The following is a 15986-nucleotide window of genomic DNA, read 5'->3' as shown; positions in this document are numbered from 1 at the left end:
ATAAGCATCCCTTAAGACATCAGGCCGGCGTCAGCCATTTGTTCACGGTAAGATCGTCCAGCTGCGCAACGCGCCCCTGCGCCACATTACGTCCGCGGTGCAGCAGCAGAAAGTAGTCGGCGACGCGGCGTATAAACGAGACGTGCTGCTCCAGCAGCAGGATGGTCAGGCCATACTCCCGGTTGAGCCGCCGGATCAGGTTGCCCGTCTCCTCCTCCAGCCACGGCGACATCGTACCGGAAGGCTCATCGAGGATCAGCAGGCGCGGTTTCAGTACCAGCGCGCGCGCCAGTGCCAGCTGCTGCTGCAGATTAACCGGCAGCTCACCGCTGCGCTGATGGCGCAGTGAATAGAGCGCGGGAAACAGCTCAAACACCATCTCCGGAATGGCGCGGTTGCGCTCATCTTCAGCCGCCAGCAGGGCGATCAGCAGATTGTCCTCAACGCTCATCTGCGTAAAGATATGGCGCTTTTGCGGCACATATCCGATGCCCATCCGCGCCCGCTGCACGGCGGGCTGCAGCAGCAGGTTCTCCGGCGGATAGCCCGCCTCCTGCCAGCAGATAGAGCCGCTGTTGACCGGCAGATGGCCCATAATGCAGTTTACCAGCGTGGTTTTCCCCATCCCCGGACTGCCCAGCACGCCGGTGCAGGATCCCGGAGGCAGATCAAGATCGACATCCCACAGAATCTGATTCTGGCCATAAAACTGATTCACCGATCGTAAACTCAGCATCTGATCTTCTCCTTACAGATAGTTAGCCTGAATGCACCCGCTCTGTGTCGTCTGGCATGCAGTGACAGATTAAGTAACGCGGTGGTATCAGACATCAGGGCGTCCCTGTTAAACCTGAATGTTCTGCCGCCGGAAAAGAGATGCAATCAACGGGCCAGATCGATAATCCTGCGTTTCTGGCGTTATTAAATGTCCATCATCGCGCCTTAAACATCAGGAAAGCTTAACTGTGAAAAGGGGTGATTAAGCTGCTGCACTTTGACGGTGCTGATTACTAAGCTTTTCTGGTGCATCTGTTCATTAATAAGGCAGCGGGCCAGCGCAGGAAAACAGCGCAGCCCAGGCGTGGCGGCGCTGTGGAATCAAAAAAGAATAGTTAATTGCGCCAGCCCTGCTGGAAAAATAATCATAAAAAAAATTTTTTTGTTAGCGCAGAAGAGGGCGGGATTTTTTATACACAGCCTGCGGGCTCGGGGCTGGCTTCACTTATCCACTATTCCTGTGGATAACCTTGTGCATTAGCGACTGAAAACCGGGCGCAAGCGAGGAAATACGCGGCCTGGATACATTATGCTGCGAAACTGGGCTTTTGGTCTATTTTCATTAAATTCAGTATGTTATCTAAAAGCAAGCCTGTAAAACTCCGGCTGAAGTTTACCGCTGCATTTTAATGACGTTCTCTTGACAATTGTTAAAAGCCCGGCCCGCCTGGGGATAACCTGGCGCGACATATTTTAGCCAGCTGCCGCTTTAGTGCCTCTGAAGCGGCGCCACGGGCAGCAGGACCATCGTGACGTTTATCTGTAAATATATCCAGTGTTTTTTTCTGGCAAAATCGCCGTAGCAGAGTAGAATTATCAGCCTGCCAGCCCTTTTCTTCAGCAGGAATTCTGAAATCATGAGCAAAGTCTTTAAACTCAACTCCGCCTTTAAGCCTTCAGGCGATCAGCCTGAAGCGATCCGCCGTCTGGAGGAGGGGCTGGAAGATGGCCTTGCGCATCAGACCCTGCTCGGCGTAACGGGATCGGGCAAAACCTTTACCGTTGCCAATGTGATTGCCGATCTCAACCGGCCGACGATGGTGCTGGCGCCTAACAAAACGCTGGCGGCGCAGCTCTATGGGGAGATGAAAGAGTTTTTCCCGGATAACGCGGTAGAATTTTTCGTCTCTTACTATGACTACTATCAGCCTGAAGCCTATGTGCCGAGTTCTGACACCTTTATCGAAAAAGATGCGGCGGTGAACGAGCACATTGAGCAGATGCGCCTCTCCGCCACCAAAGCGATGCTGGAACGACGCGATGTCATCGTGGTCGCGTCGGTCTCGGCAATTTATGGTCTGGGCGATCCCGATCTCTATCTGAAAATGATGCTGCATCTGACGCGCGGTATGATCATCGATCAGCGCAGTATCTTACGGCGTCTGGCTGAGCTGCAGTATGCGCGTAACGATCAGGCGTTTCAGCGCGGTACGTTCCGCGTGCGCGGGGAGGTGATCGATATCTTCCCGGCGGAGTCCGACGATATGGCTCTGCGGGTGGAGCTGTTTGATGAAGAGGTTGAGCGGCTCTCACTATTTGATCCGCTTACCGGACAAATTGAGTCAGTGATCCCGCGCTTTACCATCTATCCCAAAACGCACTACGTTACGCCGCGCGAGCGCATCCTGCAGGCGATGGAAGAGATCAAAGATGAGCTGGCCCTGCGCCGTAAGGTGCTGCTGGAAAACAACAAGCTGCTGGAAGAGCAGCGCATTACGCAGCGCACCCAGTTTGACCTGGAGATGATGAACGAGCTGGGTTACTGCTCGGGGATTGAGAACTACTCCCGCTATCTCTCGGGACGCGGACCGGGTGAAGCGCCGCCGACCCTGTTTGACTATCTGCCGGCCGATGGTCTGCTGGTGGTGGATGAGTCGCACGTTACTATTCCGCAGATTGGCGGCATGTATCGCGGCGACCGCGCGCGTAAAGAGACGCTGGTGGAGTACGGCTTCCGCCTGCCGTCCGCGCTGGACAACCGTCCGCTTCGGTTTGAAGAGTTTGAGGCGCTGGCCCCGCAGACCATTTATGTCTCCGCCACGCCGGGTAAATATGAGCTGGAAAAATCGGGCACGGAAGTGATCGATCAGGTAGTGCGTCCGACAGGTCTGCTCGATCCCATTCTTGAGGTGCGCCCGGTCGGCACACAGGTGGATGATCTGCTCTCTGAAATCCGCAAACGCGTGGAGATCAACGAACGCGTGCTGGTGACGACGCTGACCAAGCGTATGGCTGAAGACCTCACTGAATATCTTGAAGAGCATGGTGAGAAGGTGCGCTATCTGCACTCTGATATCGATACCGTTGAGCGCATGGAGATTATTCGCGACCTGCGCCTGGGCGAGTTTGACGTGCTGGTAGGGATTAACCTGCTGCGTGAGGGACTTGATATGCCGGAGGTCTCCCTGGTGGCGATTCTCGACGCCGACAAAGAGGGCTTCCTGCGTTCAGAACGCTCCCTGATCCAGACGATTGGTCGTGCAGCGCGTAACGTGAACGGCAAAGCGATTCTTTATGCTGATAAAATCACGCCCTCTATGGCACGCGCGATTGAAGAGACAGAGCGACGTCGCGAGAAGCAGGAGCGCTACAACACCGAGCACGGCATTGTGCCGCAGGGGCTGAATAAGAAGATCACGGATATTCTTGAGCTGGGCAAAAACGTGGTGAAAACGCGCGGCAAAGGCAAAACGGCCACGCGCACGGCAGCAGAGAATGATGCTGATTACCTGGCGCTTACGCCACAGGCGATGCAGAAGAAAATTCACGAACTGGAAGCGCAGATGCAGCAGCATGCGCAAAACCTGGAGTTTGAAGAAGCCGCCAGCCTGCGCGACCGGCTGCATGAGCTGCGCGAACTGTTTATTGCCGCCTCATAACCACCAACCCGTGCCGCATTCCGCAGGAGCCGCATTCCACAGGGGCCGCATTCCGTAGAGGGCCGCATTCATGCGGCCCTGGCGTATCCATTCACCACCGGATTTGTACGCAACCAGGGCGCCATGAATGGCGCCCCTACGTTTATTCCGCGAATTCATACGCGACCAGGGCGCCATAAATGGCGCCCCTACACCAATATCTGTAGGGGCCGCATTTATGCGGCCCTGGCGTATTTATGCGGCCCTGGCGTATTTATACGGCTGGCGGCTTTAAAGCGCCTGGATGGCGTGCTCCAGCGCCAGGCGCAGAAGCTGTCGATCGTGGCGATAACGGATATCTTCAGCTTCCAGCGGCTCCTGCACAATAATGCGCTGCGCCAGACCCTGCGTATCGGCAGTCGGGCTGATCACTACGGCATCAATAACCCGTTTACCAATCGCCTGCTCCATAATGGCCAGCTTATCTGCCACGCTAAGACGGGCGGCTGCCGGGCTAAGCTCGCGGCCAAGATTGCCAATAAATACCATCGTAGCGGGCGTACGCCGCAGCGCGCGCGCCATCTCTTCCATCAGCAAAATCGGCATCAGGCTGGTATAGAAACTGCCCGGGCCAATCAGGATCAGATCGGCTTCAGCCACGGCGTCCATCGCTTCGCGGGTGGGATTAACCGCCGGATGCAGCATCAGCGCCTGAGGCGCCTGACGCATCTCATCAATCGCGGTTTCGCCATACACCATGTTGCCTTCTGCATCCTGCGCGACCAGATCAACCGGCTGCTCTGACATCGGGATGAGAAACGCATCAACCTTGAGCAGATTGCGGATAATGTTAATCGCTTCCAGCGGACGCACGCTGAGATGATCCAGCGCTTTCAGGATCAGGTTGCCAAGATTGTGGCCCGCCAGTTCGCCATTACCGGCAAAACGGTATTCAAACATCGCGGAAGCGACGCTGGGCTCGGTGATCAGCTGATTAAGACAGTTGCGCATGTCTCCCCAGGCGATCCCCCCCTCTGAACGGCGGATACGTCCGGTGGAGCCGCCATTATCCGTGGTGGTCACTATACCAGTGAGTCGCGAGCCCAGCGGCGCCAGCGCTGACATGACGCGGCCCAGGCCGTGTCCGCCGCCCAGTGCCACCACGCGATCTAAATCTGCCAGCGTTCGATTCATGCTGCTCCTTATCGGTCCACTGCGCTGAAAGCCAATTCTTTGCTGCCGGGGGCAGCGTCATGTGGCGCAGTTTAGCCTATTCTGCTGCGATAATGCCGCGAAAAATTGTTATATATCATGTTATACAACGCACGCAGTGACTGGCTGACTGACGCAAAGCGCGCTACCATCCAGAGACCGCGTTGTCCTCAATGACAACAAACTCCCAAGCCTTGCGCGCCTAAGTCAAATGATAGGGCCGCCTGGCCGCAGCGTCATGCTGCCAGGGTGCAGAAAGAAATGCCTGCATCTCCCGACTTTGGAAAGGTGTTAAGGTGCCACAATTTACAGATGCCTGGGCGCGCAGCTTCTACTATTTGCGCCTGTCGATCACGGATGTATGTAATTTCCGTTGTACTTACTGTCTGCCGGACGGCTACAAGCCTGGCAGTACCCGCAACAAAAGCTTTCTCTCGCTGGATGAGATCCGCCGGGTGACCCGCGCCTTTACCGCGGCGGGAACGGAGAAGATCCGGCTTACCGGCGGTGAACCCTCGATGCGTCGCGACTTTACCGACATCATCGCTGCCGTGCGTGAAAACGCCGCGCTGCGACAGATTGCGGTGACCACCAACGGCTATCGCATGGCGCGTGACGTACAGTCATGGCGCGATGCAGGGCTGACGCACATCAACGTCAGCGTGGACAGCCTGGATGCGCGGCAGTTTCATGCCATCACCGGACAGAACAAATTTGCTGAGGTCATGGCCGGTATCGACGCCGCGTTTGACGCCGGATTCGAAAAAGTCAAAGTTAACAGCGTGCTGATGCGTGATGTTAACAGCCAGAGTCTGGATACGTTTCTGGCCTGGATCCGCACGCGTCCGATTCAGCTGCGTTTTATTGAGCTGATGGAAACCGGTGAAGGGGGCGATCTGTTCCGGCGTCACCATATCTCCGGTGAGGTGATCCGCGACCGGCTGATCGTGCAGGGCTGGCAGCGGCAGCCGCGCGGCCGCAGCGACGGGCCGGCACAGGTATTTCGTCATCCCGACTATCAGGGTGAGGTCGGCCTGATTATGCCTTATGAAAAAGATTTCTGCGCCAGCTGCAACCGGCTGCGCGTCTCGGCCACCGGTAAACTGCACCTCTGCCTGTTTGGCGACGGTGGGGTAGAGCTGCGCGATCTGCTCGCCTCCGATGCACAGCAGGACGAGCTGCAGGCGCGTATCGCCCATAGTCTTGGCCAGAAAAAGCAGACCCACTTTCTGCATCAGGGCCAGACCGGTATTACGCAAAATCTCTCTTTCATTGGTGGCTAAACACAGGAGTTACAGCCATGGCTAAACCAACCGGCGAATTTACCGCTCTGACTGCCGCGGTGCTGACCATATCCGACAGCCGCGATGCGGCGAGTGACACCTCAGGAGACTATCTGCGTGAGGCGCTGGCGGACGCGGGGCATCAGGTGGTGGATCACGCTATTCTGCCTGACAATCGCTACCGCATTCGCGCCACGGTATCGCGCTGGATCGCCAGCGACGATATCCAGGTGGTGATTGTGAACGGCGGCACCGGCTTTAACAGCAAAAACAGTACGCCGGAAGCGCTGCTGCCGCTGTTTGACCGCGAAATTGACGGCTTTGGCGAACTGTTCCGTATGTTCTCGTATGAAGATATCGGCAGCGCAACGCTGCAGTCGCGTGCCGTTGCCGGCCTCGCCAATCAGACTCTGATTTTTGCCCTGCCAGGCTCCACCAGCGCCTGCCGCTGCGGCTGGGAACGCATCATCGCCGATCAGCTGGATGCGCGCACCCGGCCCTGTAATTTTGTCTCTCATCTGAAGAAAGTCACTGTATGAATCAGTTAACGCATATTAACGCCGCTGGCGAAGCGCACATGGTTGATGTCTCCGGCAAAAATGAAACCGTGCGCGAAGCGCAGGCGGAGGCGCTGGTTTTGATGTCACCTGCCACGCTGCAGATGATCATGGAAGGCAGCCATCATAAAGGCGATGTCTTTGCCACGGCCCGTATCGCCGGCATTCAGGCGGCAAAGCGCACCTGGGAGCTGATACCGCTCTGTCATCCGCTGATGCTGAGTAAAGTGGAAGTGACGCTGGAAGCGGAACCGGCGCAGAGCCGGGTACGCGTCACCGCGCGCTGCCGCCTGACCGGTAAAACCGGAGTGGAGATGGAGGCGCTGACGGCCGCCTCCGTGGCGGCGCTGACCATCTACGACATGTGCAAAGCGGTGCAGAAAGATATCGTGATTGACCAGCTGCGCCTGCTGAGCAAAAGCGGCGGGAAGTCAGGTGACTTCAGGGCGGTCAGCCATGATTAAAGTCCTGTTTTTTGCCCAGGTGCGTGAGCTGAGCGGCACCAGCGAACTGACGCTGCCGGAAGCCTATCCTGACGTGGCGGCACTGCGTGCTGCACTGGCGCAGCGCAGCGACCGCTGGGCGCTGGCGCTGGAATCGGGCAGGCTGCTGGCCGCAGTCAATCAGACGCTGGTCCCCATGACGCATCCGCTGCAGGCGGGTGATGAAGTGGCGTTTTTCCCGCCGGTCACCGGAGGTTAACCATGACAACCCGTATTCGCGTTGGCCCTGAGCCGTTTGATACCGGGGCTGAATACCGGCTGCTGGCTGCAGACGATCGGGATGGCGCTATCGTTACCTTCACCGGTAAAGTGCGCAATCATAACCTCGGCGCCGACGTAGCGGCGCTGACGCTGGAGCACTATCCGGGTATGACGGAAAAAGCGCTGGCGGAAATCGCTGAGGCTGCCCGGCAGCGCTGGCCATTGCAGCAGATAACAGTGATCCATCGCGTGGGTGAACTCTTTCCCGGTGATGAGATAGTGCTGGTGGGCGTCAGCAGCGCACACCGCGGCAGCGCATTCGCAGCCGCAGAATTTATTATGGATTATCTTAAAACCCGTGCGCCGTTCTGGAAGCGCGAAGCCACCCCGGAGGGGGATCGCTGGGTGGATGCGCGTGACAGCGACCATCAGGCAGCGGCGCGCTGGGAGTAATAACGGACAGGGCGGAGGCCGGGAGCCTCGCGCCCGCAACGTGCCTGAAGCACGCATTTTTTTATCAGGGAGCAGGATGAAACCAACCTTCTTACGCCGCGGCGCGCTTCTGCTGACCGCGCTGATCGTAGCCGGCTGCAGCAGTAAAAAAGAGCCGCAGGCGCCGGCGCGCCAGCCCGCAGATGTTAAAGCGCAGATTGAGCAGCTGCTGCCCGGGTACGTGACGCAAAAATCAGCCTGGGCTGATGACATCTATACCGCTTTCCGTGTCCAGCAGCTCGATACGAGCGCCAGCAATCTGTGCGCGGTGATCGCCGTCGCCGGGCAGGAGTCAAATTTCAGCGCCGATGCTGAGGTGCCCGGGCTGCCAAAAATTGCCTGGGGGGAGATTGACCGGCGCGCGGCAAAGCTGCACATTCCGGCATTTCTGGTGCGGACTGCGCTGCTGATCAAATCCTCCAATGGTGAAAGCTACGCCGCGCGGCTGGACAAGGTGCGCAGTGAAAAGGAGCTGAGCGCCATTTTTGATGATTTTATCGATATGGTGCCGATGGGGCAGACGCTGTTTGGCAGGCTGAACCCGGTACACACCGGCGGGCCGATGCAGGTAAGCGTTGCCTTTGCCGAGGCGCATGCGCAGGGCTACCCGTATGCCATCGATGGTTCGATCCGGCGCGAGGTGTTCAGCCGGCGCGGAGGGATCTGGTTCGGCACGAAGCATCTGCTGGGCTATCCGGCAGACTATAGTCAGCCGCTCTATCGCTTTGCCGACTTTAACGCAGGCTGGTATGCCAGCCGCAACGCGGCGTTTCAGGCCGCGATTGCGCGCGCCAGTGGGATCCGCCTCGCGCTGGATGGCGACCTGATCAATTATGGCAGCGAGCAGGCGGGCTCGACTGAGCTGGCGGTGCGTACGCTGGGCAAACGCCTCGATATGAGCGATCGGGAAATTCGTCGCGATCTGGAAAAAGGGGATACGGCGGACTTCAGCAATACAACCTTGTGGAAACAGACCTTTATTCTGGCGGATAAAATGGCGGGCAAGCGGGTGCCGCGTGAGATGCTGCCGGGGATCAAACTGGAGAGCCCGAAAATTACCCGTAATCTCACCACCGCGTGGTTTGCCCAGCGGGTTAACAGCCGATATCAGCAGTGTATGACGCGCCGTTGAGGCGGCATGGTATACACTTCACTCTGACCCTGTAATTTCTATTTGAGAGGTGCATCATGGATCGATATCCACGTAATGATTCGTTTGTGCAGCCGGCGTCGGCCGGGCTGCAGGCCTATATGGCTCAGGTGTACGGCTGGATGACCTGCGGCCTGCTGCTCACCGCGTTTGTCTCCTGGTTTGCCGCGCGTACGCCTGCGGTCATGGAGCTGGTGTTCGCTAACCGCATTACCTTCTTTGGCCTGATCATCGCACAGCTGGCGCTGGTCTTTGTGCTGTCGGGTCTGGTCCAGCGTATGAGCGGGGCCGTGGCGACAGCGCTATTTATGCTCTATTCGGCGCTGACCGGCCTGACCATGGCGAGTATTTTTCTGGTTTACACCTACTCGTCTATCGCCAGCACCTTTTTTGTTACCGCCGGAATGTTTGGGGCGATGAGCTTTTACGGCTACACCACCAAACGCGATCTGAGCCGTATCGGCAGCCTGCTGTTTATGGCGCTGATTGGTATCGTGCTGGCGTCGCTGGTGAACTTCTGGCTGAAAAGCCCGGCGCTGATGTGGGCTATTACCTATATCGGCGTGGTGGTGTTTGTGGGGCTGACCGCCTATGACACGCAGAAACTGAAAGCGGTGGGTGAAAATATTGACGCCCGCGATAGCGAAAACCTGCGTCGCTACTCCATTATGGGGGCGCTGACGCTCTACCTCGACTTCATCAATCTGTTTTTGATGCTGCTGCGGATTTTCGGCAACCGCCGCTAAGACATCGGCTTTATCTTTACCGGGGGCGCAGCGATGCGCCCCCGTTTTTTATCCTTCCAGCTGCGGTTACTGCTCTGCCATTTTCTGCTGATTTTTGTGTCGCAGATGCTTCGCCCGGCTCTCCAGCCAGAGATAAAGCACCAGCGCCAGCAGCAGCGGCAGAATGAAGTAAAGAACACGGTAGGCAAGCAGCGCGGCGATAATTTCACCGTGTGACGCGTGCTGTCCGCTCAGCAGCGCCAGAAACACCGCTTCCAGCACGCCGATACCCGCCGGAATATGAATAATGACGCCGGCAATACTGCTGATCAGCAGCACGCCCAGCACGATGGGATAGTCCACTTCACGCATCAGCAGCAGCCAGATAATGGTGCCCATCACCATCCAGTTTGCGCAGGAGACGGCAAACTGAAACAGCGCCATACGCAGTGAAGGCAGCTGCAGCCGCTGGCCCTTCACCGTCCACTGCCGCTTTTTCGCAAAGGCGCAGGCCCAGAGATAGACTGCCGTCAGCAGCAGCAGTGCACCACCGATGATACGCAGCGTGCCTTCACCGATAAACCAGCGTGGCGGAATCGGCACCATGCCGGAGACAAACACCACGCCGCCCAGCAAAATATAGCCAAGCCAGTTAGTGGCAATGCTCAGTGAAAAAATGCGGGTAATGGTGCTGCCTGAAAGGCCCAGGCGTGAATAGAGGCGGTAGCGCATGGCGACGCCGCCCACCCAGGTGCTGAGCGTCAGGTTAAAGGCGTAGCAGATAAACGACACCAGCATGACCTGCCGCTTCGATAGCTTATGACCGCAGTAGACGCGGCCAATCAGATCGTACAGGCCATAGGTAATATAACTGACCACCACCAGCCCGGCCGCGCCCAGCACCACATAGCGGTTGTAGCCGGTGATAACCTTGTAGACATCTTCCCAGTTGACTTTGCGCGCGTAGACCACCAGCAGAACAACGACGGCAATAAAAAAGAGCCACGTGAGAATTTTTTTCGCCAGCCGCCACTTCGGATTCTTTTTGCTCATCAGGATTTCGCTCCTTCATTATTGGCTTCCACCCGATCCTGCGTCTCCATCTCAGGCTGAACCGGAGGCGAGACCTGGGATAGCTGAGGCGTATGCGCAGGCAGCCAGCCAGCAATGGCCGGGAAGTGGCGCAGAAAGTGGAATACAATGACGCCCTTGGTTAACTGCCACCAGTTGCGCGGCGGCAGTTTGTCATCCTGGACGCGAACACAGTCGTGCTGAATCAGGCCTTCCAGATTATCGCGCAGCGTCTGGTTGAAAGCGCGGTCGTGAATGATCAGGTTAGCTTCAAGATTAAGCGACAGGCTGAGCGGATCGAGGTTACTGGAGCCGACGGTGGTCCAGTGCTGATCCTGCACCGCAACCTTGCCATGCAGTGGCCGGCGGCAATACTCATAGACCTCCACACCGCCATCCACCAGATAGTTATAGAGCAGTTCAGCCCCCACTTTTACAATCGGCATATCGGGCTCACCCTGCACAATCAGCCGCACGCGCACGCCGCGCCGGGCAGCGTTGCGCATCTCGCGCAGCAGGCGATAGCCAGGGAAGAAGTAGGCATTAGCGATAATCACGTCGCGTTTCGCTTTGCGCAGCATATCCAGATAGTGCTGCTCAATGTCGTCGCGGTGTTCATTGTTGTCGCGATAAACAAACAGCACCTGAGCGCTGCCGGGCTGGGCATTAACGGCCACATGTCTTGACGGTTTTCCCCACCAGCGGCGGGTGATCTGATCGCTGCCCATCGCCATCTGGACAAAGCGGGCGATATCGATCACCACCGGCCCCTTTACCTCCACGGCATAATCCTGTTTCGCTTCCGGACCGTAATCGGTGTTGTGCTCAGCCGAGAAATTGATGCCGCCGACAAAGGCGATCTGCTCATCGATCACCACGATTTTACGGTGCAGACGGCGAAAAAGATTGGTACGCATCCCCATGACCAGCGGGCGCGGATCGTAGTAGATAAACCGAACGCCCGCCTCCGTAAGGGTATTAACAAACTCATCAGAGAGATCGGGAGAGCCATAGCCATCTACCATGACTTCGACCTTCACGCCGCGCTGTGCCGCCGCCAGCAGGTCACGGTGCAGCGCCTTACCTACGTTATCTTCAAAGAGAATAAAGGTTTCGAGCAGCAGCGTGCGCTCGGCGCGCTGGATGGCACCCGATACGCGCGGAAAAAACGCTTCGCCATTCTCCAGCAGGCGCAGCTGGTTGCCGTCACGCCAGTTGAAATTCATAGGAATATCTCCACCGCCAGCGGCGCATGATCGGACAGATGAGACCAGGGTTTGACCGGCAGCGCCCAGGGCTGGCTGACGGACGCATTACGAATATAGATACGATCAAGGCGTAAGAGCGGAAAGCGTGCCGGGAACGTGCGCGCCGGCCGGCCATTTTTCAGGCTGAACACCTCTTTCAAACCGGCACCGCGCTGCAGAAAACGGTTAGCGCGCACCTGCCAGTCGTTGAAATCCCCGGCCACGACCAGCGGTGCATCCGCTGGCAGCGCGTTGATCACCTCGCACATCATCTTCATCTGCGTCAGCCGATGCTTCTCTTTCAGGCCAAGATGGACGCAAATGACATGCAGCGGCTGCGCCCGGTCGGGCAGCGTAATCTGGCAGTGCAGCATGCCGCGCTTTTCGCTGCCAGCAACAGAAATGTCGCGATTTTGATATTCAGCAATAGGAAAGCGTGACAGTATCGCGTTGCCGTGGTGGCCTTCGGGATAAACCGCGTTGCGGCCATAGGCGAAGTCGTGCCACATGGTGTCAGCCAGATACTCATAATGTGAGTTCTCAGGCCACGCTTCTATCTGTGCGGCATGAATAGCGTGGGTACCCATTACCTCCTGTAAAAAGACGATATCCGCTGATGTGGCGCGTACGGCGTCGCGTAATTCCGGCAGAATAAAACGACGATTAAACGTGGTGAAACCTTTATGGGTATTGATCGTCAGGACTTTAAATGAAAATCCTTGCGTGTTTTGTGGCATACTGCGACGCGCTCCTTTTCATCATGAATAGAACAAAGTGTAGTCTTTGTCACAAACGGGTGGTGCCAGGGCGAGAAAATTAAGGTCTTATCTGAAATTTGTTTTACATTGAGGAAATCCGTCTGGCTTCGGTCAGATACACTTGGGCGACCTGTTGGGTCTGCCAGGAGAAAAGTATGAAATGGTCTAATCGTGTTCAGATTGTTACCGGTCAAACCTGTCTCCACATCGCCACGCATCTGCTGGTGATTGCCGCACTGGTCTGGGGCTGGAAACATAAGGCACTGGTTGAAGTGAGCAGTACCCTGGTGGCAGCTTATGCAGTGGTGTTTATCTCCATGCTGGCCCTGCAGCGTAGTGCCCGTTTACGCCGTATGGGTGACACTCTGGAAGAGGTCACCACAACCTACTATTTTGGCGCAGCGATGCTGACGCTGTTCCTGATCTCACGCTTTTTCCATAACAACCTGCTGATTGGTTGCCTGGGCGTCGTGATGCTGGTGGGCCCGGCGCTGGTTTCTTTGCTGGCCAGAGAACCTGCCCCCCGCGTGGAGAAAAAGCGTAGCTGACCGCTGCGCATCCCGCCAGTCAGGGAGCCTTAAAGGCTCCCTTTTTATTGCCTGCTGCACCTCACGTCACGCAGCAGCAACCAGCGACGTGCCTGTTTTGCAGGTCGCAGTGCGCAGTGAAAGCTGGTACACTCGCCTCCTTACGCATGGTAGTTTGTGCCCTTTTCACACGCAGGCCCCCGGGGCTGCGTCATATCCCCCCTGAAAACTACATCGCGCAGCGCGATCAGGGCGGTTCGGAGTAATACACCTGCATGTCCTTTGACTCTCTCGGCTTGAATGCCGATATTTTGCGTGCGGTAGCAGAACAGGGCTATCGCGAACCGACGCCAATTCAGCGTCAGGCAATTCCTGTGGTACTGGCTGGCCGCGACCTGCTGGCGAGCGCCCAGACCGGTACCGGTAAAACCGCCGGTTTTACGCTGCCTCTGCTGCAGCGTCTTTCTGAAAACCCTGCCGCTGCACGCGGCCGCCGCCCGGTGCGTGCGCTGATCCTGACGCCAACGCGTGAGCTGGCCGCACAGGTCGGTGAGAACGTGCGCGAATACAGCCAGTACCTGAACATGCGTTCTCTGGTGGTATTTGGTGGCGTCAGCATTAATCCGCAGATGATGAAGCTGCGCGGCGGCGTTGACGTACTGGTGGCGACGCCAGGCCGTCTGCTGGATCTGGCGCATCAGAATGCGGTCGATCTCTCGCAGGTAGAAATTCTGGTGCTGGATGAAGCCGATCGCATGCTCGATATGGGCTTTATTCACGATATCCGTCGCGTCCTGGCGAAGCTGCCGGCGAAGCGTCAGAACCTGCTGTTCTCAGCAACCTTCTCCGATGAAATCAAAACGCTGGCAGAAAAACTGCTGACTAATCCGGAGCAGGTAGAAGTGGCCCGCCGCAACACCGCGTCAGAGCAGGTGTCGCAGCAGGTGCACTTTGTTGATAAAAAGCGCAAGCGGGAACTGCTGTCGCTGATGATTGGCCGTGACAACTGGCAGCAGGTACTGGTGTTTACCCGTACCAAGCATGGTGCCAACCATCTGGCTGAGCAGCTGAACAAAGATGGCATCACCGCGGCGGCTATCCACGGTAACAAGAGTCAGGGCGCCCGTACCCGCGCGCTGGCTGATTTCAAATCGGGCAGCATTCGCGTGCTGGTCGCTACCGATATCGCCGCACGCGGTCTTGATATCGAAGAGCTGCCGCACGTAGTGAACTATGAGCTGCCAAACGTAGCGGAAGATTACGTACACCGTATCGGCCGTACCGGACGCGCGGCGGCAACCGGCGCCGCGCTGTCGCTGGTCTGCGTTGATGAGCACAAGCTGCTGCGTGATATCGAACGCCTCCTGAAGCGTGAAATACCGCGCATCGCGCTGCCGGGCTTTGAGCCGGATCCGAGCATTAAAGCGGAGCCGATCCAGAATGGTCGCCAGCAGCAGCCGCGCGGTCGTGGTCAGGGGCAGGGCGGCAACGCCGGTCGCTCCGGCGGCGGTCAGCGTCAGGGCAATGGTGCGGCACGTCCGCAGAGTGAGTCGCGCGCGCCGCGTCGTCAGAGCGGTAACGGTCCGGCGACAGGTCACGCGGGCAAACCGGCACGTTCACGTCGTCCGGCTGCCAAAGGCAACGGGAACGCATAACGCGATGCGGGTGTTACTGGCTCCGATGGAGGGCGTACTGGATTCACTGGTGCGTGAACTGCTCTCCGGCGTCAATGATTACGATCTCTGCGTGACTGAGTTTCTGCGCGTGGTCGATCAGCTGCTGCCGGTAAAGTCGTTCTATCGCCTCTGTCCGGAGCTGCGCCACCAGAGCCGCACGCCATCCGGTACGCGGGTGCGGCTGCAGCTGCTGGGACAGCATCCGGCCTGGCTGGCAGAAAACGCCGCCCGCGCAGCTGAACTCGGCTCGTGGGGCGTCGATCTTAACTGCGGCTGTCCGTCAAAGCTGGTTAACGGCAGCGGCGGCGGTGCCACGCTGCTGAAAGATCCGGAGCTGATTTACCGCGCCGCGCAGGCGATGCGTGCCGCCGTGCCGGATCACCTGCCGGTCACGGTTAAAGTGCGGCTCGGCTGGGATGGCAGCGATCGCCGCTTTGAAATTGCCGATGCGGTACAGCAGGCGGGGGCCAGCGAGCTGGTGGTACACGGCCGCACCAAAGAGGATGGCTACCGGGCTGAATGCATTAACTGGCAGGCGATTGGCGAAATTCGTCAGCGGCTCTCGATCCCGGTTATCGCCAACGGTGAGATCTGGAGCTGGGAAGATGCGCAGGCCTGTATGCGTATCACCGGCTGCGATGCGGTGATGCTGGGCCGCGGTGCGCTGAATGTGCCTAACCTCGGGCGCGTAGTGAAGCATAACGAGGCGCCGATGGCCTGGCCGGACGTGGTGGCGCTGCTGCTGAAGTATACCCAGCTGGAGAAGCAGGGAGATACCGGCAACTACCACGTTGCGCGCATCAAACAGTGGCTGGGCTATCTGCGTAAAGCCTACGCCGAAGCGAACGATCTCTTCAGCGAAGTGCGGACGCTGCGGGTATCTGCCGATATCGCCGCAGCGATTGAGCGCTATGCGGCGCGCCTGGTGCGCTAAGCGTTATGCGCTTCC

At 57.8% G+C, this 15986-nt stretch carries 16 protein-coding genes and 1 riboswitch; of the genes, 11 read left to right on the top strand and 5 right to left on the bottom strand.

Annotation, left to right across the window (positions count from 1 at the left end):
• Window positions 1–19 precede the first annotated feature (19 nt).
• Window positions 20–736 (bottom strand): ABC transporter ATP-binding protein, encoded by a 717-nt coding sequence (locus DBY66_RS05865; RefSeq protein ID WP_094112315.1) that lies wholly within the window; start codon window positions 734–736, stop codon window positions 20–22.
• An 898-nt stretch (window positions 737–1634) separates the two neighbouring features.
• Here DBY66_RS05865 and uvrB point away from each other — a divergent pair.
• Window positions 1635–3656, top strand: a complete 2022-nt coding sequence (gene uvrB, locus DBY66_RS05860; protein ID WP_039383316.1) for an excinuclease ABC subunit UvrB — start codon at window positions 1635–1637, stop codon at window positions 3654–3656.
• A 270-nt stretch (window positions 3657–3926) separates the two neighbouring features.
• Here the strand turns inward: uvrB and yvcK are convergent, their stop codons facing one another.
• Window positions 3927–4829 carry a uridine diphosphate-N-acetylglucosamine-binding protein YvcK gene (yvcK, locus tag DBY66_RS05855; protein WP_108569708.1) on the bottom strand — a complete coding sequence of 301 codons (903 nt, stop codon included), beginning with the start codon at window positions 4827–4829 and terminating at the stop codon, window positions 3927–3929.
• A 190-nt stretch (window positions 4830–5019) separates the two neighbouring features.
• Window positions 5020–5154: riboswitch (molybdenum cofactor riboswitch) on the top strand.
• Between yvcK and moaA the strand changes: the two genes are divergently transcribed.
• The 7 genes from moaA to DBY66_RS05820 all read left to right on the top strand — a co-directional run bounded on the left by moaA (window position 5144) and on the right by DBY66_RS05820 (window position 9779).
• Window positions 5144–6130 carry a GTP 3',8-cyclase MoaA gene (gene moaA / locus DBY66_RS05850; protein ID WP_039383320.1) on the top strand — a complete coding sequence of 329 codons (987 nt, stop codon included), beginning with the start codon at window positions 5144–5146 and terminating at the stop codon, window positions 6128–6130. (Overlaps the previous riboswitch by 11 nt.)
• A gap of 17 nt (window positions 6131–6147) precedes the next feature.
• On the top strand, window positions 6148–6669 hold the full coding sequence (gene moaB / locus DBY66_RS05845) for a molybdenum cofactor biosynthesis protein B (protein ID WP_039383322.1): 522 nt from the start codon (window positions 6148–6150) through the stop codon (window positions 6667–6669).
• Entirely contained in the window at window positions 6666–7151 is a 486-nt protein-coding gene (gene moaC, locus DBY66_RS05840; protein WP_039383325.1) for a cyclic pyranopterin monophosphate synthase MoaC, read from the top strand. The genes moaB and moaC overlap by 4 nt, the downstream gene beginning before the upstream one ends.
• Window positions 7144–7389 carry a molybdopterin synthase sulfur carrier subunit gene (gene moaD, locus DBY66_RS05835; protein ID WP_039383327.1) on the top strand — a complete coding sequence of 82 codons (246 nt, stop codon included), beginning with the start codon at window positions 7144–7146 and terminating at the stop codon, window positions 7387–7389. The genes moaC and moaD overlap by 8 nt, the downstream gene beginning before the upstream one ends.
• Before the next feature lie 2 nt (window positions 7390–7391).
• Window positions 7392–7844: a molybdopterin synthase catalytic subunit MoaE gene (moaE, locus tag DBY66_RS05830; protein WP_039383330.1), complete on the top strand. Its 453-nt coding sequence runs from the start codon at window positions 7392–7394 to the stop codon at window positions 7842–7844.
• A 76-nt stretch (window positions 7845–7920) separates the two neighbouring features.
• Window positions 7921–9015 (top strand): DUF1615 domain-containing protein, encoded by a 1095-nt coding sequence (locus tag DBY66_RS05825; protein ID WP_108569709.1) that lies wholly within the window; start codon window positions 7921–7923, stop codon window positions 9013–9015.
• Window positions 9016–9071: 56 nt separating this feature from the next.
• Window positions 9072–9779, top strand: a complete 708-nt coding sequence (locus tag DBY66_RS05820) for a Bax inhibitor-1/YccA family protein (RefSeq protein WP_039383334.1) — start codon at window positions 9072–9074, stop codon at window positions 9777–9779.
• Between the two features lie 66 nt (window positions 9780–9845).
• Here the strand turns inward: DBY66_RS05820 and DBY66_RS05815 are convergent, their stop codons facing one another.
• The 3 genes from DBY66_RS05815 to DBY66_RS05805 are packed head-to-tail and all read right to left on the bottom strand — an operon-like array spanning window position 9846 to window position 12813.
• A complete protein-coding gene (locus DBY66_RS05815) occupies window positions 9846–10811 on the bottom strand; it encodes a lysylphosphatidylglycerol synthase domain-containing protein (RefSeq protein ID WP_108569710.1) in 966 nt (321 codons plus the stop codon).
• Entirely contained in the window at window positions 10811–12055 is a 1245-nt protein-coding gene (gene clsB, locus DBY66_RS05810) for a cardiolipin synthase ClsB (RefSeq protein WP_039383337.1), read from the bottom strand. The genes DBY66_RS05815 and clsB overlap by 1 nt, the downstream gene beginning before the upstream one ends.
• On the bottom strand, window positions 12052–12813 hold the full coding sequence (locus tag DBY66_RS05805) for an endonuclease/exonuclease/phosphatase family protein (RefSeq protein ID WP_071669005.1): 762 nt from the start codon (window positions 12811–12813) through the stop codon (window positions 12052–12054). Before DBY66_RS05805 ends, clsB begins: the two co-directional genes overlap by 4 nt.
• 176 nt (window positions 12814–12989) lie before the next feature.
• On the opposite strand from DBY66_RS05805, the gene DBY66_RS05800 reads away from it, so the two are divergent.
• From DBY66_RS05800 to dusC, 3 genes are all read left to right on the top strand, one after another.
• Window positions 12990–13382, top strand: coding sequence for a YbhQ family protein (locus DBY66_RS05800; RefSeq protein WP_039383339.1), 393 nt, complete (start codon window positions 12990–12992; stop codon window positions 13380–13382).
• Window positions 13383–13636: 254 nt separating this feature from the next.
• Entirely contained in the window at window positions 13637–15016 is a 1380-nt protein-coding gene (gene rhlE, locus DBY66_RS05795) for an ATP-dependent RNA helicase RhlE (RefSeq protein ID WP_104084683.1), read from the top strand.
• Window positions 15017–15020: 4 nt separating this feature from the next.
• Window positions 15021–15971, top strand: coding sequence for a tRNA dihydrouridine(16) synthase DusC (gene dusC / locus DBY66_RS05790; RefSeq protein WP_104084684.1), 951 nt, complete (start codon window positions 15021–15023; stop codon window positions 15969–15971).
• The last annotated feature ends 15 nt before the right edge of the window (window positions 15972–15986 follow it).

Source organism: Pantoea sp. RIT413, assembly GCF_003057675.2.
GTDB classification, from domain to species: domain Bacteria; phylum Pseudomonadota; class Gammaproteobacteria; order Enterobacterales; family Enterobacteriaceae; genus Pantoea; species Pantoea eucrina.
This window is presented reverse-complemented; position numbering and strand designations above follow the sequence as displayed.